The organism is Pseudomonas sp. 8(2025) (assembly GCF_052665325.1).
On the sequence record NZ_JBQOIE010000004.1, the window covers coordinates 14,124 to 35,406 of the forward strand.

21 protein-coding genes and 1 pseudogene are annotated in these 21,283 nt (G+C 62.5%); 8 read left to right on the plus strand and 14 right to left on the minus strand.

Going from position 1 to position 21,283, the window contains the following annotated elements; translation table 11 throughout:
- Positions 1 to 58: 58 nt before the first annotated feature.
- The 3 genes from paaX to ACUXVH_RS09805 all read left to right on the plus strand — a co-directional run bounded on the left by paaX (position 59) and on the right by ACUXVH_RS09805 (position 4,752).
- A complete protein-coding gene (gene paaX / locus ACUXVH_RS09795; RefSeq protein WP_011061415.1) occupies positions 59 to 982 on the plus strand; it encodes a phenylacetic acid degradation operon negative regulatory protein PaaX in 924 nt (307 codons plus the stop codon).
- 280 nt (positions 983 to 1,262) lie between these two features.
- Positions 1,263 to 2,273: a poly(ethylene terephthalate) hydrolase family protein gene (locus ACUXVH_RS09800; protein WP_445494663.1), complete on the plus strand. Its 1,011-nt coding sequence runs from the start codon at positions 1,263 to 1,265 to the stop codon at positions 2,271 to 2,273.
- A gap of 331 nt (positions 2,274 to 2,604) precedes the next feature.
- Entirely contained in the window at positions 2,605 to 4,752 is a 2,148-nt protein-coding gene (locus ACUXVH_RS09805; protein ID WP_262214351.1) for a phosphocholine-specific phospholipase C, read from the plus strand.
- A 178-nt stretch (positions 4,753 to 4,930) separates the two neighbouring features.
- Here the strand turns inward: ACUXVH_RS09805 and ACUXVH_RS09810 are convergent, their stop codons facing one another.
- On the minus strand, positions 4,931 to 5,197 hold the full coding sequence (locus tag ACUXVH_RS09810; protein WP_015635695.1) for a hypothetical protein: 267 nt from the start codon (positions 5,195 to 5,197) through the stop codon (positions 4,931 to 4,933).
- 353 nt (positions 5,198 to 5,550) lie between these two features.
- Between ACUXVH_RS09810 and ACUXVH_RS09815 the strand changes: the two genes are divergently transcribed.
- A complete protein-coding gene (locus ACUXVH_RS09815; RefSeq protein ID WP_053151755.1) occupies positions 5,551 to 6,876 on the plus strand; it encodes a sigma-54 dependent transcriptional regulator in 1,326 nt (441 codons plus the stop codon).
- A gap of 70 nt (positions 6,877 to 6,946) precedes the next feature.
- On the opposite strand, the gene ACUXVH_RS09820 is transcribed toward ACUXVH_RS09815, so the two are convergent.
- The 10 genes and pseudogenes from ACUXVH_RS09820 to ACUXVH_RS09865 all read right to left on the minus strand — a co-directional run.
- Positions 6,947 to 8,242 (minus strand): hypothetical protein, encoded by a 1,296-nt coding sequence (locus tag ACUXVH_RS09820; protein ID WP_011061410.1) that lies wholly within the window; start codon positions 8,240 to 8,242, stop codon positions 6,947 to 6,949.
- Between the two features lie 54 nt (positions 8,243 to 8,296).
- Positions 8,297 to 9,031, minus strand: coding sequence for a hypothetical protein (locus ACUXVH_RS09825; RefSeq protein ID WP_072450274.1), 735 nt, complete (start codon positions 9,029 to 9,031; stop codon positions 8,297 to 8,299).
- Positions 9,032 to 9,079: 48 nt separating this feature from the next.
- A complete protein-coding gene (locus ACUXVH_RS09830; RefSeq protein ID WP_041118296.1) occupies positions 9,080 to 9,760 on the minus strand; it encodes a C39 family peptidase in 681 nt (226 codons plus the stop codon).
- 64 nt (positions 9,761 to 9,824) lie between these two features.
- On the minus strand, positions 9,825 to 10,817 hold the full coding sequence (locus ACUXVH_RS09835) for a hypothetical protein (protein WP_041118295.1): 993 nt from the start codon (positions 10,815 to 10,817) through the stop codon (positions 9,825 to 9,827).
- Positions 10,818 to 10,880: 63 nt separating this feature from the next.
- The gene (locus tag ACUXVH_RS09840; RefSeq protein ID WP_053151751.1) at positions 10,881 to 11,459 is read right to left on the minus strand and encodes a hypothetical protein; all 579 of its coding nucleotides are present in this window, start codon (positions 11,457 to 11,459) and stop codon (positions 10,881 to 10,883) included.
- A gap of 1 nt (position 11,460) precedes the next feature.
- Positions 11,461 to 11,907 carry a hypothetical protein gene (locus tag ACUXVH_RS09845; RefSeq protein WP_011061405.1) on the minus strand — a complete coding sequence of 149 codons (447 nt, stop codon included), beginning with the start codon at positions 11,905 to 11,907 and terminating at the stop codon, positions 11,461 to 11,463.
- Between the two features lie 328 nt (positions 11,908 to 12,235).
- Positions 12,236 to 12,760: an AAA family ATPase gene (locus tag ACUXVH_RS09850; RefSeq protein WP_041752268.1), complete on the minus strand. Its 525-nt coding sequence runs from the start codon at positions 12,758 to 12,760 to the stop codon at positions 12,236 to 12,238.
- On the minus strand, positions 12,757 to 13,320 hold the full coding sequence (gene pnuC / locus ACUXVH_RS09855; RefSeq protein ID WP_065364106.1) for a nicotinamide riboside transporter PnuC: 564 nt from the start codon (positions 13,318 to 13,320) through the stop codon (positions 12,757 to 12,759). Before pnuC ends, ACUXVH_RS09850 begins: the two co-directional genes overlap by 4 nt.
- Positions 13,321 to 13,409: 89 nt before the next feature.
- Complete coding sequence (locus ACUXVH_RS09860) at positions 13,410 to 14,246, minus strand: methyl-accepting chemotaxis protein (protein ID WP_370508234.1); 837 nt, start codon at positions 14,244 to 14,246, stop codon at positions 13,410 to 13,412.
- 21 nt (positions 14,247 to 14,267) lie between these two features.
- A pseudogene (locus tag ACUXVH_RS09865) lies at positions 14,268 to 15,077 on the minus strand (cache domain-containing protein); the annotation flags it as partial.
- Positions 15,078 to 15,338: 261 nt separating this feature from the next.
- Between ACUXVH_RS09865 and ACUXVH_RS09870 the strand changes: the two are divergent.
- Together ACUXVH_RS09870 and ACUXVH_RS09875 are read left to right on the plus strand one after the other, a co-directional pair.
- The gene (locus ACUXVH_RS09870) at positions 15,339 to 16,169 is read left to right on the plus strand and encodes an undecaprenyl-diphosphate phosphatase (protein WP_011061401.1); all 831 of its coding nucleotides are present in this window, start codon (positions 15,339 to 15,341) and stop codon (positions 16,167 to 16,169) included.
- Positions 16,166 to 16,588, plus strand: coding sequence for a DUF1294 domain-containing protein (locus ACUXVH_RS09875; protein WP_065364105.1), 423 nt, complete (start codon positions 16,166 to 16,168; stop codon positions 16,586 to 16,588). Before ACUXVH_RS09870 ends, ACUXVH_RS09875 begins: the two co-directional genes overlap by 4 nt.
- On the opposite strand, the gene ACUXVH_RS09880 is transcribed toward ACUXVH_RS09875, so the two are convergent.
- On the minus strand, positions 16,585 to 16,929 hold the full coding sequence (locus ACUXVH_RS09880) for an MmcQ/YjbR family DNA-binding protein (protein WP_169891849.1): 345 nt from the start codon (positions 16,927 to 16,929) through the stop codon (positions 16,585 to 16,587). The genes ACUXVH_RS09875 and ACUXVH_RS09880 overlap by 4 nt on opposite strands.
- A gap of 11 nt (positions 16,930 to 16,940) precedes the next feature.
- Positions 16,941 to 17,849 (minus strand): LysR substrate-binding domain-containing protein, encoded by a 909-nt coding sequence (locus ACUXVH_RS09885; RefSeq protein WP_011061398.1) that lies wholly within the window; start codon positions 17,847 to 17,849, stop codon positions 16,941 to 16,943.
- A 133-nt stretch (positions 17,850 to 17,982) separates the two neighbouring features.
- On the opposite strand from ACUXVH_RS09885, the gene ACUXVH_RS09890 reads away from it, so the two are divergent.
- Positions 17,983 to 18,594 (plus strand): FMN-dependent NADH-azoreductase, encoded by a 612-nt coding sequence (locus ACUXVH_RS09890; RefSeq protein WP_011061397.1) that lies wholly within the window; start codon positions 17,983 to 17,985, stop codon positions 18,592 to 18,594.
- A 254-nt stretch (positions 18,595 to 18,848) separates the two neighbouring features.
- Entirely contained in the window at positions 18,849 to 19,886 is a 1,038-nt protein-coding gene (locus ACUXVH_RS09895; protein ID WP_011061396.1) for an alpha/beta hydrolase family protein, read from the plus strand.
- A gap of 1 nt (position 19,887) precedes the next feature.
- Here ACUXVH_RS09895 and ACUXVH_RS09900 read toward each other — a convergent pair whose 3' ends face one another.
- Positions 19,888 to 21,075 (minus strand): MFS transporter, encoded by a 1,188-nt coding sequence (locus tag ACUXVH_RS09900; protein WP_019093956.1) that lies wholly within the window; start codon positions 21,073 to 21,075, stop codon positions 19,888 to 19,890.
- Between the last annotated feature and the right edge of the window lie 208 nt (positions 21,076 to 21,283).

The window sequence follows — 21,283 nt, forward strand, 5'->3', positions numbered from 1 at the left end:
CCGGGCGCTATAGCTGCCTGAAACCCGCTATATTCCTTCCTTTTTTACCGGTACATCCATGTCGTCCCTAGCGCCACTGAACCACCTGATCAAACGTTTCCAGGAGCAGACTCCGATCCGCGCCAGTTCGCTGATCATCACCCTGTACGGCGATGCCATCGAGCCCCACGGCGGCACGGTGTGGCTGGGCAGCCTGATTCAGTTGCTGGAGCCCATGGGGATCAACGAGCGCTTGATCCGCACCTCGATCTTCCGCCTGAGCAAAGAGGGCTGGCTGAGCGCTGAAAAGGTCGGCCGGCGCAGTTACTACAGCCTGACCCTGACCGGGCGCCGGCGCTTCGACAAAGCCTTCAAGCGCGTGTACAGCGCCGGAGTGCCGGCCTGGGACGGCGCCTGGTGCCTGGTGATGCTCTCGCAACTGTCTGTCGAGTTGCGCAAGCAGGTGCGCGAAGAGCTGGAATGGCAGGGGTTCGGCGCCATGTCGCCGGTACTGCTGGCCTGCCCGCGCAGTGATCGGGCCGATATCAACGCCACCCTGGCGGAGCTTGGTGCCCAGGAAGACACCATCGTCTTCGAGACCACGCCCCAGGATGTCCTGGGTTCCAGGGCCCTGCGCCTGCAAGTGCGGGAAAGCTGGAACATCGATGAACTGGCAGCCCACTACAGCGAGTTCATCCAGCTGTTCCGCCCGCTCTGGCAGGCCCTGCGCGAGCAGGAGCAGTTGCAGCCCCAGGATTGCTTCCTAGCCCGGCTGCTGCTGATTCATGAGTACCGCAAGCTGCTGCTGCGCGATCCGCAACTGCCCGACGAACTGCTGCCCGGGGATTGGGAAGGCCGCGCGGCGCGCCAGTTGTGTCGCAACATCTATCGCCTGATCCAGGCCCGGGCCGAAGAATGGCTGGCCACTGCCCTGGAGAACGCCGATGGCCCGTTGCCGGATGTCGGCGAAAGCTACTACCGGCGTTTTGGCGGGCTGGTCTAGCCCGCCCATCCACGGGGTGCCAGCTGTGATGCCCGAGGAGAGGCCCCGGGCGTTGCAGCCCGGGTTTATCACGGCCCGGATGTTAAATAGTCATTGACCTGCGAATTTGTCCTGATCTAGGGTCGCGAACGCATTCAATGCAACTAAGCAGAGAATGTTTCAGCTCTATTGCAGTTGAGTGACGTGCACTGCAAGTTTGAAGATATTTGCAATATAGGGAGCATGGCCAGGTACAGGTATTCGGTCCTGCAGGGAAAGCAGACAGATAAAGGAATTATCGATGAAGTGGATTCGCAACCTGGCTACAAAGTTCGGCCTGGCCATGATGTTGGTTATTTGGGGCAAGTTGGCTATTGCTTCGCAACTGGTTCCGGCATTTGGGCTGGCCAATGATCAATATGCCAAGTCTCCGGGGCCCTATGCAGTCAGCACCAATGCTGTTCTAAGTGATTGCCGTGGGTTGTTGGGGGTATTGGCGCGGATCATGCTGTTGGATAACAGCCTGCAATGCAATCAGTCCTTTCCTTACGGATTCTCCAATCCGATCTCCACCAGTGTCTATTACCCGTCCAATATCAAGCAATTGGACAAGTTGCCAGTGGTCAACTTCGTCGGCGGTATTCTTTCCAACCAGGGGCAGTACACAGATCTGCTGCGGCTGTGGGCGAGCTACGGCTTCATCGTGATCATCTCCTCGGACTTCATCAACACCGCCCCCACCATGCATGTGCTCGGCGCCCTGGAACTGAGCAAGCTCAACCAGGACCCGACCTCGCCACTGTTCGGCAAGGTCGACCTGTCGCGCACCATTGTGGCGGGGCATTCGGCGGGAGGAGGCGCATCGATTCTATCGGCAAGCCTCTTGCCAGAGACCTTGAAGGGCATCGACCCGCAGTTGCGCTATATCGGCTCGCTGCCGATCGAACCCGGGCCGATCGGCCTTGGCTCCACGGTAAAGACACCGACCCTGGTGCTCACCGGCGCAGCGGACGTAGTGGTCCCGGCCTGGGCCTGGCCAAGGCTGTGGCAGGGCGGGCTGATCAAAGCCGTGCCGGGCTGGAGCGCAACCGCCCATAACGCCACCCATTTCAGCCCGGTCAGAAGCGTCAGGGAAGATGAGTTTGCCGGTATTACCACGGCCTGGATCTTATATATCGGCAAGAATGACCCGGCCGCCAAAGAATACTTTGTCGGTGAAGATTACAAACTGGCCCAAGATCCGCAGTTCATTCGCCTGCTATTCAACCCGCTGCGGGTCCAGCGCAATGAAGTAGCCGATAGCCTTCAATAGCATTGTGCTTTCTCCGGTAAAACGGATACAGCCCAGGGAGTGTGCGAAGCCTGTTTTCTGGCCCATTCAATAGTGCATTTCGCCAGCGCAAAGTTAAGGCGCCGGCGAAATGTACCGGGCGTTTCTTGAACTCGGGTGTTTTATTCATGAAATATTCTTCCTGCGTTACCTGGCAATGAGTTATTGCCGAACTGGCAAGGTAGGGCAGTGGCGGGTAGTTGTACGTTTCATGAACCAACTGCAATGGCAATGTCACTGCATTGTTATTTGCGACCAATACCTTGGGGGCAGCGTTATATATCGCGCTGCAACCATAAGGACTCAATAACCCATGCCCAGTCTTACACGCAGGAAGCTCTTGCAAGCGGCCGCCATCGGTACTTTCTTTTCCTCATTGCCGGCATCCATCCGCCAGGCCCTGGCGATACCGGCGAACAATCGGACCGGGACCATCAAAGACGTCGAGCACGTGGTGATCCTGATGCAGGAAAACCGTTCGTTCGACCACTACTTCGGCACCTTTCCCGGGGTACGCGGTTTCAGTGACCGCTTCACCATCCCCCAGACCGGTCAACGGGAAGTGTGGGAGCAACAGGGCAAGGGCCGGCTGGTGATGCCTTATCACCTGGACAGCAGCAAGGGCAACGCCCAGCGCGTCAGCGGCACCCCGCATTCCTGGGCGGACGCCCACTCGGCCTGGGGCGAGGGGCGTATCAGCGCCTGGCCGACCTACAAGACCAATACCTCCATGGGCTACTACCGCGAGCAGGAACTGCCTTTCCAGTTCGCCCTGGCCAACACCTTCACCCTGTGTGACGCCTACCACTGCTCGGTGCACGCCGGCACCAACCCCAACCGGCTGTTCCTCTGGACTGGCAGCAATGGCGCGAGCGCAGCCAAGGTGGCGGCGGTGGTCAACGAATGGGACGGCCCGGGGCCGGTGAATGTCGGCTACAGCTGGAAGACCTACCCCGAGCGCCTGGAAGAGCAGGGCGTGAGCTGGAAGGTGTACCAGCACCTGCCGGACAACTTCGGCGACAACCCGCTGGCGGGGTTCCGGCAGTACCGGGCCGCCAGCGTGCAGGTCGGCAACCCGGCCCAGCCGCCGAAGGATTTCAATGCCTTCGTGCCCTACAGCGACGGGCTCAACGCCGTGGCGCCGCTGTACAAGGGCAATGGCAATACCCTGCCGGCCAGCAGCGGCAGCAACCTGGAGACCATCATTGGCGGGTTTCGCAACGACGTGCAGGCCGGCAAGCTGCCCCAGGTCAGCTGGATTGTCGCGCCAGCAGCCTATTCCGAGCATCCCGGGCCTTCGAGCCCGGTGCAGGGCGGCTGGTTCACCCAGGAAATTCTCCTGGCCTTGACCAGCAACCCCGAGGTCTGGAGCAAGACGGTACTGCTGGTGACCTACGATGAAAACGACGGCTTCTTCGACCATATGCCGTCGCCCTCGGCGCCTTCGCGGCGCAAGGACGGCAGCTTTGCCGGCAAGTCCACCCTGGGTTTCGACAACGAACTGTTCACCCACCCGGCCCCGGCCGGCTCGACCCAGCAACCCTTGCCCGATGGCGGCGTATACGGGCCGGGGCCGCGGGTGCCAATGCTGGTGCTGTCGCCCTGGAGCCGTGGTGGCTGGGTCAACTCGCAAGTGTTCGACCATACCTCGGTGCTGCAATTTCTCGAGAAACGCTTTGGCGTGCGAGAGCCGAACATCAGCGCCTGGCGGCGGGCAGTCTGCGGCGACCTGACCTCGGCGTTCAACTTTGCCGACCCCAACCATGAAACCCTTCCCGCGCTGCAGACCACTACCCGCCAGGCCGCCGACAGCCTGCGCCAGCGCCAGGAAAAACTGCTGCCGGTACCGCTGCCCTCGGCCGGCCAGCAACTGGCGCCGCAGCAGCAGCGCCTGGCCCGGCCTTCCCGGGCCTTGCCCTATCGGCTGCATGTGGACAGCCAGGCCGATCCCAAGGCTCGCACCTTGTCGCTGAGCCTGCAGAACACTGGGGAGCAAGGGGCGGTATTGCATGTCTACGATGGCCTGCACCTGAGCGAGATTCCCCGCCGCTATACCGTGGAAGCCGGCAAGGCCCTGCAGGACAGCTGGCCGGTGGTGGAGCGCTATCAGCTCTGGGTCCTGGGCCCCAACGGGTTTCACCGCAGTTTCCACGGCGACCTGAAAACCCTGCAGCCCGAACTGCTGGTGACCACCAGCAACAGCCAGTTGCAACTGACCCTGAGCAATCCGGGGGAACACGGGGTGGTCATCAGTATCGATCGCTGCCCCTACACCCAGCAGGGCCCATGGACCTTGGCGGTACCGGCCCGGGGCGAGGTGCGCCAGGTGTTTGCCTGCGAGGGTAGTGGCGGCTGGTACGACCTGACGCTGCGCAGCGACGGCGGCTGGCTGCGCCGGATCGCCGGGCGCCTGGAAACCGGAGCACACAGCATCAGCGACCCCTTGATGGGCCGGGCATGAAGACCTTGGCAAAAACGGGGGCGCTTTCGAAGTGAAACCGGAAGCCGGGCTGGATAACGACAAGAGCAACTAATACCCGGAAGGTAGAAGTTGTAGAGGAGGGCAGGATAGATAGGGTGCTTAGTTGTTTGCTTTAAATAACGGATCACCCCTTCGGGTGATCCGTTAACAGCATCGCTTACTTGGGCATGGCCCAGGACTGCAAGGTATAACCGTCCTGGCTCAGTTCGGCGCGGGCCTGTTTGAGCAGGTCTTCCAGCTGGGCTGGATCGGAGTAGGCACTGCTGGGAATCTGGGTGTGGCCAATACGGGTGCTGGTGCGGTCGATGACGGTCAGGCTGAGCTCGCCATTACCGTCCTGTGGAGCCCAGGCCACGCATTGAAAAGGCTGGAATGCGCGGTCGGCGATCAAAAGTGCTTCGTTGATACGGAGCGGGGCGTTCATGGGGTCTTCTCTCTGTGTGCCCAATCAAATGATGTGCCGTCGGTTGGGCTTACCGTTCGGCTGGTCATTTGTACTGATGCACCGAGGTAGCACTCGGGTCACACTGAAAAACAAGTTTTTACAACTTTCGTGCATAGGCCTTGTGGCCGGGCCCTTAGTTGCGGGGGCTGGATAAAACAACTGCGACAATCAGTCGCTCGTGAACAGCTTGGAGTCCCACGTTAGTTCCTTTGGTAATCAGCGCTATAAGCAATTGATACATTCCACCGTCAAGTTCTTGCTAATGTTACAGCCAGGTTTTCCAAATCACTGTTTCTAATAACTTTTCCATACCCTGGCGCCAAGGAACAGTCATGCTCGAAGCCCCTGTGCAGCGCCGTTTGCTGGTGGTCGATCCCTGTGACGATTGCCATCGCCTGTTACCCGGTTTGCGCACCATTGGCTGGGATGTCGACAGCTGTGACCTGGAGTCCGCTCGCGAACGCTCCTGCGATGTCGGCCTGCTGCGCCTGCAGCCTTTTCACCTGGAGCGCCCGGAGGCGGTCAAGGACCTGATCAGCCGCAGCGGCACCGAGTGGATCGCAGTATTGAGCCAGGAAGTGCTGCGCCTGCAGAAGGTCGGGGATTTCGTCTGCGAGTGGTTTTTCGACTTCCACACCCTGCCGTTCGACGTGTCGCGGGTCCAGGTGACCCTCGGCCGGGCGTTCGGCATGGCGCGCCTGCGGGGCCAGGGCTCGATCCATGTGGACCAGCCCGAGCATGAGTTGCTGGGCGATAGCCGGCCGATCCGCGACTTGCGCAAGCTGCTGGGCAAGCTGGCGCCCACCGAGTCGCCCGTGCTGATCCGAGGCGAAAGCGGCACCGGCAAGGAGCTGGTGGCGCGTACCCTGCATCGTCAGTCCCAGCGCCACGACAAGCCCTTTGTCGCCATCAATTGCGGGGCGATTCCCGAACACCTGATCCAGTCCGAACTGTTCGGGCACGAGAAGGGCGCCTTTACCGGCGCCCATCAACGCAAGGTCGGGCGCATCGAGGCGGCCCATGGCGGCACCTTGTTTCTTGACGAGATCGGCGACCTGCCGCTGGAGCTGCAGGCCAATCTGCTGCGCTTCCTGCAGGAAAAGCACATCGAACGGGTAGGGGGCAGCCAGCCGATTCCGGTGGATGTTCGGGTTCTGGCGGCCACCCACGTCGACCTGGAAGCGGCCATTACCAGCGGGCGCTTCCGTGAGGACCTCTACTACCGCCTGAATGTGCTGCAAGTGATCACCGCGCCGTTGCGCGAGCGCCATGGCGACCTGGGCATGCTGGCCAGCCATTTTGCCCACTTCTATAGCCAGGAAACCGGGCGCCGGCCCCGCAGTTTCAGCGAGGATGCCCTGGTGGCCATGGGCAAGCATGATTGGCCGGGCAATGTCCGCGAACTGGCCAACCGGGTGCGGCGCGGCCTGGTGCTGGCCGAGGGGCGGCAGATCCAGGCCAGCGACCTGGGCCTGCTCAGCCTGCAGGCCCAGGACCTGCCCATGGGCACCCTCGAAGACTACAAGCACCGCGCCGAGCGCCAGGCACTGTGCGACGTGTTGAACCGGCACAGCGACAACCTCAGCGTGGCGGCGCGGGTCCTGGGGATCTCGCGCCCGACCTTCTACCGTTTGCTGCACAAGCACCAGATCCGCTAGGGCGGGGAGAAACGCCAAGGCCCGCTGCGATTGGGGAATCGCAGCGGGCCTTGGCGTCTTTGCCGGTGGGTCAGAAGTAGTAGGGGAATTTCAGGCTGAAGGTGAAGGCCGGAGCATCCTCGGTCATGCCGATGGACAGGTTGGGTACGATGGTCAGGTTGTCGGAGGCGGCAATCGTCATGCCGACGTTGAAGTAGCCGGCGTTGGCATCGCTGGAGACCACCGACTGCCAGTCGCCACCGTCCTGCTTGAGCTTGCTTTTACGCTGCACCAGGTCGGAAACCGAGAAGGACATACTCATCTTCTCGTTGAGCGCAAAGGCGACACCGGCGCCGATCTGGAAGCTGTCGCCCAGGCGCACCTTGCCGGGGGTCTTGCTGCCCACTGTCGAGCTGATGTCATCGAAGGACTCTTCCAGGTTGTGGGTATAGGCCAGAGTCCCGAACAGCACGGCCGGATCGAAGGTCTTGACCAGGGAGATCCCGGGGGTGACCGACCAGACGCCGTTACCGGTGGGCAGGCTTTCAGGCACGTAGAGGTTGTTGTTGGCAGAGGACTGCACCAGCTTGATGCCGAATGGGTCCTTGCCGGTAGGGGCTTTGACGCGCAAGGTTGCCACCGCGTCGGGCCAGAACTCGGACTCGTCGAGGAACTTGTAGGCCACGCCGAAGTTCACGTCCCCCAATGTCGGGTCGCGGGTGACCGACTCTTCGGTGGTCTGGGTGCCTGAGCCGCCGCCACCGCCGGATTGGAAGGTGGATTCGCGATAGACCACGGGTGCGTTGATATCGAATTGCCAGCGGTTGTTGAGGTTGTAGCGCGCGGTCAGGTCGAGGGTCCAGGTATCGGACTTGATCCGGTCCAGGTTGATGTTGCCGAGAAAGATCGAATCCAGCGCCAGGAAGCCGTTGACTGTCAGTTGGCGGGCATCGTAGCGGGCATAGGTCAAGCCGGTCTCGACGCTGAACTTGCCGCCGCCAAAGAAACCACTGGCCTCGTCGTAGAGGTTGCTGACGCTTTGTGCCGGTTCCGAATCATCCTTGAGGGACTGGCCATAGGAAGCGCCTCCTGCAGCGCCTCCGGAAGCGGCACCGGCTCCAGTACCGGCGACCTGTTGATTGCCCTTCAGGTCAGCAGGTGATTTGGCCAGGCGCTTGGGAGGCGGAGCCGCCGGTTGATCCTCCACTTGGCGAACCCGTTGTTCCAGCACCGCGAGGGCCTTCTGCTGCACTTCGTAACGTTGCTTGAGTTCCAGAAGCTCTCGTTTCAGGGTCTCTACATCGGCGTCCGGCGCCGCTTGTACCAGCGCCGCCGGGAATAGAGTGCTTAAACAGACTATTGCGCGCAGTGAAACCGATCGATACATGAAATAAACCGTCCCTTGTGAACCCCAATGGTCGAGAATCAGCGTAGTTCAAGATCAGAATTTGCGTAGAGCGTTGAGCGTACTCAAATTACAGTCCAAAGCACCGGTGCTGGGACCGTTGTTCCTGAGCACCACATTGAGCTGTGTCATGTTGTTCACCAGGTTGCTGTTACCCATCAACTGGGTGTTCTGCAGCAAATTGCCCTGGGCCACTTGCTGCAAGGCACTGCCCTGGTTGCCACTGGCCTGAATGGCCATCTGGATGCCACCGTTGAGGGCCGACACCGCCACACTGCCGGCGGCGTTGCTGCCGGTGATGGTCTGGCCGCTGATCAATGCCTGCCCCACGCCGGCCGCCAGTGCCGGCGCCTGATTGGCTTCTGTGACATTGATATTGATGTTGTTGTAGGCCGAGTTGCCGTCGCCGGCGGCCCTTACGCTCTGGGTTACGCCCTGGCCGCTGGCCAGCCCTGCGCCGCCGATCACGTTGCCGGTCCCGGGCGGGGGCGTAGTGCCGTTGCCGGTCTGGGTGATGGTGGAGACGTAGAATTCCGGTTTGATGGTGGCTTGCTGGATCTGCAGCGAGGTGGTCGCACCGATCAGGTCACCGCTGGCGTTGCGCCAGGTACTGCTCATGACAATGCCGAAGCTGATAATCCGCCCCGGCATCACGTAACGGCCCCGTAACTGCGATAACTCCTGATCCTGGATGAGTTCGGGCTTGAAACCAGCATGGGCTGGAAGAGCTGCTGCCAGGCAGGCGGCTGCCAGCCAGTATGAAGTCTTCATCTGCTTGCTGCTCCCGGAGCGTCCTGCCCCTTTATAGTGTTTGCGCTTCTAGAAGAAGTCGCTCTGGATGAAACCGAAGTCCATCAAGTCCGCGTCCCTGACCGGGTAGAAGTTATCGAGCTTGTTCTTCGCGGTCAGTGGGGCTGGCGGGTCGAGCAAGGCGTTGGCCTTGTCGTAGCCAGGGCCGATGATGGCGAACACGATACCGTTCCAGCCTTTGACGAAGTCATCATGGGTGTAGCGCTTGTGGCCCAGCACCGGATCACCGATATAGACCCAGCCTTTCTGCGCCCGCTGCATCACCACGAAGTGCTTGTAGCCGCGAATCTCCATCAGTACCACCACCGGGATGGTCACTGCCTCGAGCTTGTCTGGCGGAATCCGGTAGCCCCGGGCGCGCATGCCGATGCTTTCCACGTAGCGCTTCATGTCGAGCATGGAGAACCCCTGGGTACGCACCAGGTTCTGGTCCGAGTTCACCAGCATGCCCTTGATGACGTGCTCTTCATCGACATCGAGCCAGTAGGCCTGGCGCAGAATGGTCGCCAGCGCGGCAGCGCCGCAGCTGAAGTCGGTTTTCTGCTCGACGATGTCGCTGAACTTGCGCTCGCGCACGCTCTGCACCTGTTTGAAGATCAGGTTGCCACCGGGCAGGCCGGCCACCGCCATCTGTGCGGCCTGGACGGGGGCGCAGAGGCACAGCAGGAGAGAGAGGATCGCAGTACGCATGATCGTTACGCCTTGGTCGGACTGTGGAAAAGCCCCGTTTCCGGGGCTTTCGTTACGATCGCGATTACATGCAGGCTTTGCAGCCAGCGGCGATGGACAGCGAGTTGCTTTGTTGGTTGCCCACACCGGCCGAGACGTTGGCGCCGCCGTTGCCGGAGAAGCCGTTCATCGAGTTGGTCATGCTGGCGTTGTTGACCACTGGGTTTTTCCAGCCGTCTTTGGTCAGCACTTGCTGGGTCCAGTAGCCAGCCAGTTCGATAGTGCCTTGTTCTTTGAAGGTGAGTTTCTGATCGTCGTTGCCGTGGCCTTTGTTGTCGCCATAGCCATGGCCGCTGCCATGATCGTCGCCACCTTCGATTTTGCCGCTGCCGGTGCCTTTGTAGGTGCCAGAGGCTACGAAGCCGCCAGTGAGGGTGTCTTTTTTGTAGGCCTGGACACCTTTGTTGTCTACGACCAGGTTGGTCGATTGCTGGTTGGCCGAAGCAGCGGCAGTGGCTACGCGGCCACCGGAAACGGCAATGGCCAGGTTGTTTTTCTGTTGGTTGAAGTCGCCGGCGGTCACGTTGATGCCGATGTTGCCGGAACCGTTGTTGCCGGAGTTGTTGAGCACGGCGTTGTTCTGAGTCGAGGAGTTTTTCACGTAGTTGTTGTTGTTGACCTGGGTGGCGCTGGAAGCGGCCACGGCACTGCCGAAGATGAAGCTTTCGTCAGCGGTTGCCAGGGCAGCGGCATTGTCTTGTTGGTTGCCGTCGCCGGCGGCGACGTTGGCACCCATGTTGCCGTTGGAGTTGTTCAGGGAGTTGTCGGCCTTGGCGTTGTTGTTGGTGCCCTGGTTTTTCACTACGTTGGTGTTGCTGTTCTGCACATCGATGACTGCGGCACCGGCTCCAGCGGTGATTTGCAGCAGAGTGCTGAGGTCCGGACCTTGATCGTGATCGCCATGGCCGTTGCCATGACCGCCGTTGTTACCATGATCGTTACCACCTGCCTGAGCAGCCATTGCCATGACGGCGGCCAGTGCGAAAACCAGTGGTTTGAGAGCCATTGTAGGTTTCATGGTGTTTCTCCGGTGCTTATTAGTTGGTTAAGTGTTGGTACTTTCTAATTGCACTACGAGGGGTCAATCTGCGACCCGGATGCTCAGGGTGTTAGCCATTCGGTTCCCCACCCCGGCACTCTGGTTCACCTGAATCACTCCACGGCTGCCGGTGAAGGCCTGGTCGCTGGTAACGACCTGGCGGCTGCCTTGTTGAGTGCCAGTTGCTCCTGAGTCTGGTAACAGCGCCACGTTCTGTTGCGACAGGGCGCTGTCGTCAATGCTTTGCGGATTGGCACTGATGCTGATCCGCAGGGCATTGGCCATCTGGTTGTTGGCCCCGGCCGACTGGTTCACGCCCAGTGCGCCGTTGCCGTTGCTGAAAGAGTTGCCGCCGATGGTGCTGCTGGCGTTGACCGCGCGGCTGGCGGCGGTGGTGATCTTCTGGGTCACGCTGGTGGTTGCCGTGGCGTTGGTGCCGATGGCAATGGCCCGTACGTTGGTCTGTTGCTGCTGGTCGCCGGCGGCCTGGTTGACGTTGAAGTTGCCGGTATAGCCTGCGCCGGAGTTCTGGATGTTCGAGGTAGCGGTGACTGGGCTGGCCGAGTCGGCCATGGCCCCGGTGCAGGTCAGCAAGGCGAGGAACAGCAGGGAGCGACTCATGTTATTGCCCTCCAATGTTGCTCAAGGGAGCCATGCCGGAGCTGATGCTGCGGTTGATCGAGTTGGAGATGCTGGCGCCCGCACCGCCGCCATGGCCGGCGGACATGCCGGGCAGGCCGTTGTTGTTGGTCAGCACATTCATGCCGGGTACACCGGCGCTGCCGGACAGCACCGTGCCGCGGACCAGCGCTCCGGTCTTGATTCCGGCAAAGTCGCCATCGCTCATTTCATTACTGGTCATCTGATTGACCAGGACCGACGGGTTGGTGTTGACCTCGACGGGGTTGGGATCTTTTTGCAAAGGTGCGCGGCCGATGGGCTGCGCCTGGACGGTGCGCTGGATGATGATTTCGCCATTCCCCGCAGCCATCACCGGAAGGCTGTACACCGCGCTGACGGCGCAGCCGATCAGCAGTAGGCGGGTGAAACTTTTATTCAGCGTCCCCACGGCGGTATTCCTTCTTCTCAGTGCTGGCCCTAGCCGGCGTTGCGAGGAAGAGAGCAGAAGCCGTGCCGCTTTTTGTTTGTTTTTAAGATTCAACGGCTTGTGAACGCTGCGGGGCATCGGCTTTCGGGACTGTTTCAGGGATGAGACAAGTACCCCCGACGGCCATTGGCCATAACCGGGGCAACGCTCTGGAACAGGGGTTGCTGCGGGGGTGTATCAGGGGCTTAACAGTTTGCCCGGCCGTGGGCGCCACCGCGGAAAATGGCGGCCTGATGGCCAGGCAGGTGTTTCAGGGATGGACACTTGTGGCCCTGCGGCACTGTACCTATCACGCTTGCAGCAGTTGCCGGACCTGCTCGAAGGCCTGTTGCCGGCGGGCTTGCCAGTCGCCGCCAATGATGCGGTACGGCTGGCGGTGTTGCTCCAGCCAATGGCGGGTAGCCTCGAAGAAGGCCAAGCGTTCTGCCAGTTGTGGCTGGCAGCGCTGGCCGTCGTCGCTCCAGGCCACATCTTCCGGCGACAGCAGCAGGTGCAGGTCGTAGTGGCGGGCCAGCAGTTGGGGTTCCAGCCACGGCGGGCAGTCGCCGAACAGGGTCTGGCTCCAGAGTTGGTTGCTTAACAGGTGGGTATCGAGAATCAGCAGTCCAGGTTGCTGGGCGCGGGCCTGATCTTCCCAGGCGAGCTGGCCCCGGGCGATCTCGGGAATGTCCGCCAGGCAGGTGTCGCGGCCCTGCTGCTCGATGAAGTGGCGCACGTATTCGCCCACCTGGATGCCACCGAAGTGGGCTTGCAGCTCGCTCGCCAGCCAGCTCTTGCCGCTGGACTCGGGGCCGGTCAGTACCAGGACCTTCACGACTGCAGGGCCGGGTCGGCGCGCCAGGCTCGCCAGCCCTGGACGGCCAGCAGGGTGAACAGGGCATACAGCGCCGCCGTCAGGTAGAGCTCCTTGTAGACGAACAGCCCGACGAAAATCACGTCCACGGCAATCCACAGTGGCCAGCATTGCACGCGCTTCTGCGCCATCCACCACTGCGCCACCAGGCTGAAGGCGGTCAAGGCGGCGTCCAGCCAGGGCTGCGCGGCGTCGGTCCAGTGGGCCATGGCAGCCCCCAGCAGCAGGCTGCCCATTGCGCCCAGGGCCAGCCCCTGTAGCAGTCCGCTGGGCTGCAACTGGCTGACCGGCCGCCCCTGGTGCTGTTCGCCGCCCCGGGTCCACTGCCACCAGCCATAGAGCTGCAGCACCGCGTAGACCACCTGCAGGAGCATGTCGGAATAGAGCTTGACCTCGTAGAAGATCCAGCTGTACAGCAGCACCATGACCAGGCCGATGGGCCAGCACCAGGGGTTCTGTTTGACCGTCAGCCAGACGGCGATCACGCCGAGGGCGGCGGCAAACAGTTCAAGCCCGGACATGGCGGTTCCTTGGGGAAATGGAGGAGGGGGGCGATTGTACCCAGAGTCGGCCCCGGGCGTCAGTCCGGGGCCTTGGGTTCAGCGAGGGGTCAGACGCGGAACTGGCGCAACAGGCCGTTGAGCTGCTCCGACAGCTCCTTGAGGTGGCGGCTGGCGGCGCTGGAGTGCTGGGCCGCCAGGGCCGTGCCCTGGGACAGGCCGGCTGCCTGGCCGACGTTGTGGTTGATGTCTTCCACCACATGGGCCTGTTCCAGGGTGGCGCTGGCAATCGTCGCGTTCAGGCCGTTGAGGTTGCGCAGCGCCTGGCCGATGGCGTTGAGGCTGGCGCCGGCCAGCCCGGCCTGCTCGATGGTCAGTTGCGAGGCTCGGCTGCTATCGCCGATGACCTTGACCGCCGCTTCGGAGTGGTTTTGCAGGCGCTCGATCATGCCCTGGATTTCCGCAGTGGACTGCTGGGTACGCTGGGCCAGCAGGCGCACTTCGTCGGCCACCACGGCAAAGCCGCGCCCTTGCTCACCAGCCCGGGCCGCCTCGATGGCAGCGTTCAGGGCCAGCAGGTTGGTCTGTTCGGCAATCGAGCGGATCACCTCCAGCACCGTGCCGATCTGGGTGCTTTCCGCCGCCAGGGTGCGGATCACTTCCACCGCCTGGTCGATGGTCACCGAAAGCTGGTCGATCTGCTGCAAGCTGCCGTCGATGTTGACCTGGCCCTGCTGGGCCTGGGCCTCGGCCTCGCGCACCTCGGTGGCGGCGTGCTCGGCGTTGCGCGCCACATCCTGGACTGCGCTGGTGACCTGGCTGATAGCGGCCGCCACCTGTTCCATCTGTTGGGATTGCTGCTGGCTGCGCTCCTGGGCGTCGTTGGCGTTGCTACCCAGTTCGCTGGAGGACTGTTCCAGGGCTGCGGCGCTGGATTGCAGCTGCATCACCACACCGCGCAACTTGGCGGTAAAGCCGTTGAAGTGCCGGGCCAGTTCGGTGACCTCGTCCTGGCCGTGGGTGTCGAGGCTGCGGGTCAGGTCGCTTTCGCCGCTGGCGATGTTGGCCATGGCGTGCACCGTTTCGCGCAGCGGGCTGACAATGCTGCGCACGATCAGCACCACCAGGGCGGCCATCAGCAGGGCAATCACCAGGCCGATGGAGGAGGCGCGCAGTACCTGGGCGTAGAACTCGTCCTGCAGGTCGTCGATATAGACTCCGGAGCCGATGATCCAGCCCCAGGGCTGGAACAGCTGGATGTAGGAGGTCTTCTGGACCGGTTGCTCGGCGCCGGGCTTGGGCCAGCGGTAGTCCACCATGCCGCCGCCCTTGGCCTTGGCCAGGGTCACCATCTCGTTGAACACCTCGAAACCGTCCGGGTCCTTGACCGCGGCCAGGTTCTGCCCGTCGAGCTTGGGGTTGGCCGGGTGCATGATCATCACCGGCGTCAGGTCGTTGATCCAGAAGTAGTCATTCTGGTTGTAGCGCAGCCCGCGAATCACCTGCAGCGCCTGCTTCTGCGCCTGCTCGCGGGTCAGGCTGCCGGCGGCTTCCAGGCCCTGGTAGTAATTCAGTACGCCGGCGGCGGTCTGCACCACGTGCTGGGTCTTCTGCGCCTTGGCCAGGTACAGGTCCCCATGAATCTGCTTGAGCATCATCACGCCCAGGGTCACCAGGGTCAGCACCGCCACGATCAGGATCAGCCACAGGCGCTGACTGATGGACATCTTGCGTAAGCTATTCATCATCCGGTCACTCCAGATTCTTGTTCTTGTCATAAAAGGCCCGGAGCATCCAAGCACGCTGGCCTTCCAGCGCCAACCCTACGGAAGTCCAATAACATCGCGGCGTGTTTTGCGCCTGTCTGCTAGGATTTCGGCGCCTTTGCCGAAAACCTGAACCTTTCTGAACTTTTCACATAATTTTCATGGGCTTGTGTTGATCTTACGAGCGCCGATTTCTCGGCTACGCTCGACGCAGCAAATGCTTTGACCAATTAAAAAGAGGCATGCCACGAGCATCGCCTCATGGGGGAATTGATGGATCTTTGGACCGCCGCACAGGCATTGATACTCGGGATTGTCGAAGGCCTGACCGAGTTTTTACCCATCAGCAGCACCGGGCACCAGATCATTGTGGCCGACTTGCTCGACTTTGGCGGCGAGCGGGCGATGGCCTTCAACATCATTATCCAGTTGGGGGCGATCCTTGCGGTTGTCTGGGAATTTCGCCGCAAGATCCTCGATGTGGTGATCGGCCTGCCGACCCAGCCCAAGGCCCAGCGCTTCACGATCAACCTGTTGATCGCCTTCCTGCCGGCGGTGGTGCTGGGGGTGATCTTCGCCGACCTGATCCATGCCTACCTGTTCAACCCCATTACCGTGGCCACGGCCCTGGTGGTCGGCGGCCTCATCATGCTGTGGGCCGAGCGCCGGCAGCACCAGGTGCATGCCGAGACAGTGGACGACATCACCTGGAAGGACGCGCTCAAGGTCGGCTGCGCCCAGTGCCTGGCGATGATCCCGGGCACCTCGCGCTCGGGCTCCACCATCATCGGCGGCCTGCTGTTCGGCCTGTCGCGCAAGACCGCCACCGAGTTTTCGTTCTTCCTGGCCATGCCCACCATGGTCGGCGCCGCGGTGTATTCAGGCTACAAGTACCGCCATCTGTTCCAGCCCGATGACTTCCCGGTGTTCGCCATCGGCTTCGTCACCGCCTTTGTCTTCGCCATGATCGCGGTCAAGGGCCTGCTGAAGTTCATCGCCAGCCACAGCTATGCGGCCTTCGCCTGGTATCGCATTGCCTTCGGCCTGTTGATCCTGGCGACCTGGCAGTTCGGCTGGGTCGACTGGACGGCGGCCAAGCCATGAGTACGGCCCGGCGCCCGGCGCCCTCGGCCAGTGCTGCGCGGCTCCAGCATCCCCGGGCCAAGCTGCTGGCGTTCGTACTGCTGTGCGGGTTGCCGCTGTTCGGTTCGCTGTCGCTGTGGTGGAAGGGGATTTCGCTCATTCCCCTGATCGCCTATGGCGCGGTCAGCCTGCTGGCCTTCCTGGTCTACTGGCACGACAAGCGCCGGGCCCAGGCCGAGGGCCGGCGCACCCCGGAGAACGTCCTGCATGCCCTGGAACTGGCCGGTGGCTGGCCCGGGGCCTTGCTGGCCCAGCAGCTGTTGCGCCACAAGACCCGCAAGGTCTCCTACCAGTTGGTGTTCTGGCTGATCGTGGCCTTGCACCAGGTGTTCTGGATCGACCGGCTGTTCCTGGAAAGCAGCCTGCTGAGCCTGTTCTAGAGCAGCAAACCCACCTGAACCCGCTTGGGCAGCTTGCTCACCACCAACTGGTGAGAGCGCTGCAGCAGCGCCTCGAGCTCCGAGGCGCCCAGGGGGTAGGGGGTGTTCATGATGATCCAGTGCGCCCGGGCCAGGTAGGGCGCCGGCGCAATGCCCGGGCGGTCGACATGGCCGAGAAACAGCTCCTGATCGACCTTGAAGGCCAGCGAGTCGCCCCGCAGGTGCTGCACGGCGAACATCTTGTTGCCGGCAATCGAGAACACCCGCACACCGCCCCACTTGTAGTCTTCCCGCGCACCCGGCAGGCCCAGGCAGAATTGCGCCACTTGCTCTTCATTCAAGGTTCGGGCTTTCACAGCAGTCGTTCTCCGCAGCGTTCGAAGGATTCACTCAGGTGCTCGATCCAGGCGCGCACGGCCGGCATCACACCCCGGCGGTGAGGATACACGGCCTGCAGCCAGCCGCCGGGCAATGACCATTGCGGCAGCATCTGCACCAACTGGCCGCTGGCCAGTTCCTCCTCGCAATACAGCATGGGCAGCACAGTGCAGCCCTGGCCAGCGAGGGCACAGGCACGGCGCACGATGAAGTCGTCGATGCCCAGGCGTGCCTCCAGGGCCAGGTCGCAGGCCTGGCCTTGCTGGTCCAGCAGGCGCAGGTGCACCAGGCGGTCGGCCTCCAAGGCGCCGAGAATCGGCACGCGCCGCAGGTCTTCCGGATGCTCCACCGGGTATTGCCGGAGGAAGTCTGGGGTCGCCACGATCGCCGTCTGGGCCCGGCGCAGTCGCCGGGTCACCAGCAGCGGGTCTTCGTCGCCCAGCTCGCGCACCCGCAGGGCGACGTCCACACCCTCGTTGATCAGGTCGACACGGCGGTTGAGCAGGAGCATTTCCAGCTGCACCTGGGGGTACTTCTCCAGAAAGCTGCTGACCAGCGGTGTCAGCAGTTCGTGGGCCAGGCCCACCGGGCTTGACACCCGCAGGCGCCCGCGGGGTTCGCTGGCCATGCTGGCCACGGCTTCGTCGGCCATCTCCGCTTCCAGCAGCATGGCCTGGCAGTGACGCAGGTAACGCTCGCCCACGGCAGTCAGGCTCAGTTGCCGGGTGGTGCGTTGCAGCAGCCGGGCGTTGAGGCGTTCTTCAAGCTCGGCGATACGCCGTGACAGCCGCGATTTGGGAATGCCCAGCAGCCGTCCGGCGGCGGCGAAGCCACCGGCTTCCACCACCTTGGCGAAGTAATAGAGGTCGTTGAGGTCTTGCATGATGATTTATCGCTCGATTGTCCTGCTGATGGGACGAACTATCGCATTTATACCGGCTAATCAGCTATTGGTTTCATCTGTAGGATTGCCCACATCCGATCGCCCAGTGGCGGTCCTCACTTGGAGATCCCAGATGAAACTCTTGCATATCGATTCCAGCATTCTTGGTGACAACTCGGCCTCCCGTCAGCTCAGCCACAGCGTGGTCGAGGCCTGGAAAGCCGCTCATCCGGCCACCGTGGTGACCTACCGCGACCTGGCCAATGACGCCATCAGCCACTTCTCCGCCGCCACCCTGGTGGCTGCCGGTACCGCCGCGGAGCTGCGTGACGCCGCGCAGAAGCATGAGGCCCAGCTCAGCGCTCAGGCCCTGGCCGAATTCAAGGCTGCCGATACCGTGGTAGTCGCCGCGCCGATGTACAACTTCACCATTCCCACCCAACTCAAGGCCTGGATCGACCGCATCGCCGTGGCTGGCGAGACCTTTCGCTACACCGAAGCCGGCCCGCAAGGCCTGTGCGGCGGCAAGAAAGTGATTGTGGTGTCCACTTCCGGCGGCCTGCACGTGGGCCAGGCCACTGGGGTGGCTCACGAGGACTACCTGAAAGTGCTGTTCGGCTTCTTCGGCATCACCGATGTCGAATTCGTTCGCGCCCATGGCCTGGCCTACGGCGAGGAAGTACGCAGCAAAGCCATGAGCGACGCCCAGGCGCAGATCAGCCAGCAACTCTTCGCTGCCGCGTAAGGCTTGTGTAAAGAGCCTTTGCTGCACGGCAAGGGCCACTAAACTCTGTATTCTGCTCACCGCATGAAGTGGGCAGGGTGCGGAGTTTTTTTATTGTGGTGTTAAGGGTTTCTGGCCCGGGTTATGCAACACACGGAGCAAGGCTCCCGGCTTGTGCATCCCTGGCTACGGCGTGGTACAGCTGCAAGGCCTTGGCGGCAAGGGATGGCAGGGGAGAACGGCTTTCTCGATCCGGCGGCAAAGGTGGGCGTGCGATGAAACGTCTTTGTGCAATGTTACTGATCTGCCTGCTCAGCAGCCTGCTTTCGGTGCAGGCCGCCCCTGGGCCGCATCCGCACTGGAGCGTGGGCTTTCACGAGATGAGTTTTCTCGACCCCCTGGACCGGCAACCGATGCGCGCCATTGCCTTCTACCCATCCACCGGTATCGAGCACGGCAGCCAGCTTGAGGGCTATCAGATCGCGGCTTCGCGGGATGCCAAGATCGCCATCGGCCGCTTCCCGATGCTGATGCTGTCCCACGGTAACACTGGCACCCCTCTGGCCCTGCATGACCTGGCCACCTCTCTGGCACGCAAGGGCTTTGTCGTGGTGGCGGTGATTCACCCCGGCGACAACTCCAAGGACCACAGCCGTCTGGGTACCCTGAGCAATCTGTACGGACGGCCGATCCAGATTTCCGAAGCCATCACCGCAACCCTCGGCGACCCGATGCTGTCGCCCTTCGTCAATGCCGACCAGGTGGGGGTGATCGGCTATTCCGCCGGTGGCGAGACTGCGTTGATTCTCTCCGGCGCCACGCCGGACCTGGACCGCTTGCGGCGCTACTGCCAGGAGCGCCCCAATGACCGGGATGCCTGCAACACCCAGGGCGAACTGATCGTCGACCGCGACGACCTGCAACCGGTGGCCGACCCCCGGGTGCATGCCTTGATGCTGCTGGCCCCCCTGAGCCTCAAGTTCGGCCGCCAGACCCTGGCCGGGGTGCATGTGCCGGTGCTGCTCTACAGTGGTGATGGCGACCAGTTGGTGGCGCTGGACAAGAACGCCGCGGCCCTGGCGCGCAAACTGCCGGTGGCCCCGGACTTCAAGCTGCTGGCCGGCGCCGGGCATTTCGTGTTCATGGCGCCTTGTTCCGCACAGCAGATGGCCGCGATGCCGGCGCTGTGCACCGATGCCGACGGCGTCGACCGTGAAGACATCCACCGCAACCTGATTCTCGAAGCCGGCAACTTCTTCGCCCATACCCTGGGCCGGCCAAGCCGGGCCGGGATGCAGACCGCCGATCAATGACTCAGGCGCCGGCCCGGCGCTTGAGCATCAGGGTCAGGCCCAGGCCGGTCAGCGAGAGCAGGGCGGCGCAGAAGAAAATCCACGAATACCCCAGGTTCAACGCCACCGCGCCCATCAACGGCCCGGCGATGGCCAGTGCCAGGTCGAAAAACACCGCATAGGCGCTCAAGCCTGCGCCACGGCTGCTGTTGGGCACTTGCTTGATGGCCTCCACTCCCAGGGCCGGGTACACCAGCGACAGGCCGAAGCCGGTCAACCCGGCCCCCACCAGGGCCCAGCCGGTGGAGGGCGCCAGCCACAGCAGGGCCAGGCCCAGGGTTTCGACGCACATGCAGGCGATGGCCGAACGAAAGCCGCCGAAACGGCTGATGCAGGTGATGAACAGCAGCCGCGAAAAGATAAAGCACACGCCGAACACCGTCAGGCAATAGGCCGCGCCGGTCCAGCCGCGGCTGAGGTAGAACAAGGTGATGAAGGTGGTCAGGGTGCCGTAGCCGATGGAGGCCAGGCTCAGGCTGGCGCCAAAGGGTGCAATGCGCCCGAACACGGCCCAGAACGGCAGGCGCTCGCCGCGAACCACCGGCACCGAGGGTTTGTTGCGGATCAGCAGCAATGCCAGGGCCGCCAGGCAGGACAGGGCGACCCCCAGGCTGGCGAAACCGTATTGCTGGACCATCAGCACCCCCAACGGTGCACCAATGGCGATAGCGCCGTAGGAGGCAATGCCATTCCAGGAGATAGACCGCGCGGTGTGCTCCGCGCCGACCTGGCCCATGCACCAACTGATGGTGCCGACCCCGATCAGGCCCTGGGCCACCCCCAGCAGCAGGCGCCCGCCCAGCAGCACGGCAAGGCTCAGCAGCGGCCACTGGACGAGCAGCACCGAAACCAGGGTCAGCACCCCGCTGAGCAGAATCCCCAGCAAGCCGTAGATGATTGAACGCTTGGTGCCCACGGTGTCCGACATGCGCCCGGCCATGGGCCGGCTGAGCAGGGTGGCCAGGTATTGCGCGCCAATGGTCAGCCCGGCGACCACCGCGCTGAAGCCCAGTTGTTCGTGGACATAACCTGGCAACACCGCGATCGGCAGGCCGATGCAAAGGAAGGCGATAAAGGTATAGAAGACGATGGAGACGATCTGCAGGGTGATCGCCATGGAGCTTTGAGCGGGCGTTTGTGGCTCGGGCATGAAGGCTCGTTCGCGGGCGGCGGTTAGAGGCCTGCATCATCGCGTGCCGTGAACATAAAAGAAAGCAGGCTAACTATCTATTCCCCGCACCCGGTAGGTGCTGGCAGGAGCGGTGCAAGTCTTGCGGGCCCGTTCGCCGGCAAGCCGGCTCCTACAGAGGCCTGTGGGTTCGTGCCGGAACTGGCTTGCCAGCGAAGGCGCCCGCCGG

What these genes read in the sequence shown, in the direction of transcription:
- paaX (WP_011061415.1), top strand. Translation starts at nt 59, where the DNA reads ATGTCGTCCCTAGCGCCACTGAACCACCTGATCAAACGTTTCCAGGAG.
- ACUXVH_RS09800 (WP_445494663.1), top strand. Translation starts at nt 1,263, where the DNA reads ATGAAGTGGATTCGCAACCTGGCTACAAAGTTCGGCCTGGCCATGATG.
- ACUXVH_RS09805 (WP_262214351.1), top strand. Translation starts at nt 2,605, where the DNA reads ATGCCCAGTCTTACACGCAGGAAGCTCTTGCAAGCGGCCGCCATCGGT.
- ACUXVH_RS09810 (WP_015635695.1), bottom strand. Translation starts at nt 5,197, where the DNA reads ATGAACGCCCCGCTCCGTATCAACGAAGCACTTTTGATCGCCGACCGC.
- ACUXVH_RS09815 (WP_053151755.1), top strand. Translation starts at nt 5,551, where the DNA reads ATGCTCGAAGCCCCTGTGCAGCGCCGTTTGCTGGTGGTCGATCCCTGT.
- ACUXVH_RS09820 (WP_011061410.1), bottom strand. Translation starts at nt 8,242, where the DNA reads ATGTATCGATCGGTTTCACTGCGCGCAATAGTCTGTTTAAGCACTCTA.
- ACUXVH_RS09825 (WP_072450274.1), bottom strand. Translation starts at nt 9,031, where the DNA reads ATGAAGACTTCATACTGGCTGGCAGCCGCCTGCCTGGCAGCAGCTCTT.
- ACUXVH_RS09830 (WP_041118296.1), bottom strand. Translation starts at nt 9,760, where the DNA reads ATGCGTACTGCGATCCTCTCTCTCCTGCTGTGCCTCTGCGCCCCCGTC.
- ACUXVH_RS09835 (WP_041118295.1), bottom strand. Translation starts at nt 10,817, where the DNA reads ATGAAACCTACAATGGCTCTCAAACCACTGGTTTTCGCACTGGCCGCC.
- ACUXVH_RS09840 (WP_053151751.1), bottom strand. Translation starts at nt 11,459, where the DNA reads ATGAGTCGCTCCCTGCTGTTCCTCGCCTTGCTGACCTGCACCGGGGCC.
- pnuC (WP_065364106.1), bottom strand. Translation starts at nt 13,320, where the DNA reads ATGTCCGGGCTTGAACTGTTTGCCGCCGCCCTCGGCGTGATCGCCGTC.
- ACUXVH_RS09860 (WP_370508234.1), bottom strand. Translation starts at nt 14,246, where the DNA reads ATGCAGCTGCAATCCAGCGCCGCAGCCCTGGAACAGTCCTCCAGCGAA.
- ACUXVH_RS09870 (WP_011061401.1), top strand. Translation starts at nt 15,339, where the DNA reads ATGGATCTTTGGACCGCCGCACAGGCATTGATACTCGGGATTGTCGAA.
- ACUXVH_RS09875 (WP_065364105.1), top strand. Translation starts at nt 16,166, where the DNA reads ATGAGTACGGCCCGGCGCCCGGCGCCCTCGGCCAGTGCTGCGCGGCTC.
- ACUXVH_RS09885 (WP_011061398.1), bottom strand. Translation starts at nt 17,849, where the DNA reads ATGCAAGACCTCAACGACCTCTATTACTTCGCCAAGGTGGTGGAAGCC.
- ACUXVH_RS09890 (WP_011061397.1), top strand. Translation starts at nt 17,983, where the DNA reads ATGAAACTCTTGCATATCGATTCCAGCATTCTTGGTGACAACTCGGCC.
- ACUXVH_RS09895 (WP_011061396.1), top strand. Translation starts at nt 18,849, where the DNA reads ATGAAACGTCTTTGTGCAATGTTACTGATCTGCCTGCTCAGCAGCCTG.
- ACUXVH_RS09900 (WP_019093956.1), bottom strand. Translation starts at nt 21,075, where the DNA reads ATGCCCGAGCCACAAACGCCCGCTCAAAGCTCCATGGCGATCACCCTG.